This is a genomic window from Mesorhizobium sp. M1A.F.Ca.IN.020.06.1.1, assembly GCF_004023265.1.
Lineage (GTDB): Bacteria > Pseudomonadota > Alphaproteobacteria > Rhizobiales > Rhizobiaceae > Mesorhizobium.
In genome coordinates this window covers 1-1203 of sequence record NZ_RZSR01001335.1, presented here as the reverse complement: position 1 = coordinate 1203, position 1203 = coordinate 1, and the positions used below count along the sequence as shown (strand labels likewise).

The window sequence follows — 1203 nt, the reverse complement described above, 5'->3', positions numbered from 1 at the left end:
ATGCCGTCCTGCCCGGCAGGCTGGCGGCCATGATCGCTAGGGCGGAGAAGGCGGGTGCCGAGATCGCGGTCGACAATGTCCAAGTCGTGCGCGAGGACGGCACGCCCGAAGACATGATGTTCCCGACCGGGTATCTCGAAGAACTCGGCGAAATCTCGCTGACCGACTATATCGCCGGCAACATCGTTTTCGAGTCCCGCTTCAACCTCGGATATCTGAAGCCGATCTTCCGGCGCCGTTTCCTGGACGACAATCAACTGCGCTACGACGAAAAGCTGCGCATCGGCGAAGACTACATTCTTCTGGCGAGCGCGCTGGCCAAAGGCGGCCGCTGCGTGGTCGAGCCGACCGTCGGCTACGTCTACCATATCCGCACCGGCTCGATCTCGCGCGTGCTCGAGTTGCATCATGTCGAGGCGATGGCCGAGGCCGATGCCGCGTTCGCGGCCGCGCATTTCATGGACGACGGCGCCAAGGCGGCTTTCGCCAGACGCGGCCGCAGCCTGCGCAAGGCGGCCTCGTTCCTGTCATTGGTGCACCACATCAAGGCGCGTGCGCCGCTGAAGGCGATACGCACGGCGCTCAGCGATCCGGCCGCGGTCCGGCATATGTCGATGCCGATCGCGGCTCGGCTGAGAAGGGTTGCGGCACAGTTTGCCGTGGGCACGGGGAGGTGAAGTATGCAGGCGCATGGAATGCGGTTTCATAGCCAGCGATAGGTAAAAAAGCGATATCCTCAGAAGGAATAAGCGATGCAGAAAGTCAGGAAGGCAGTCATACCGGTGGCGGGGCTCGGAACGCGGTTCCTGCCGGCGACCAAGTCGATGCCGAAGGAAATGCTGCCCGTCGTCGACAAGCCTGTCGTGCAATATGCCGTGGACGAGGCCTTCGAGGCCGGCATCGAGCACATCGTCTTCGTCACCGGGCGCAACAAGGCGGTCATCGAAGACTATTTCGACCTGCACCCTGAACTGATCGGGACCCTCGAGCAGACTGGCAAGAAGGCGCAGCTCCAATCGCTGGAAAGCTTGCTGCCGGTGGCCGGCGCCACCTCCTTCATCCGCCAGCAGTCGCCGCACGGTCTCGGCCATGCCGTATGGTGCGCACGCGACGTGATCGGCAACGAGCCCTTCGCGCTGCTGCTCCCCGACATGGTGTCCTTCGGCGCGCCGGGCTGCCTGGCGGAAACCGTCGACCTCTATC

2 protein-coding genes are annotated in these 1203 nt (G+C 63.4%); both read left to right on the top strand.

Annotated elements, in window-relative coordinates; translation table 11 throughout:
- Positions 1-677 (top strand): glycosyl transferase (locus EOA60_RS33770; protein WP_128312664.1); only part of this gene is annotated, 677 nt, incomplete at its 5' end.
- A 75-nt stretch (positions 678-752) separates the two neighbouring features.
- Positions 753-1203 (top strand): UTP--glucose-1-phosphate uridylyltransferase (locus EOA60_RS33765; RefSeq protein WP_164899797.1); only part of this gene is annotated, 451 nt, incomplete at its 3' end.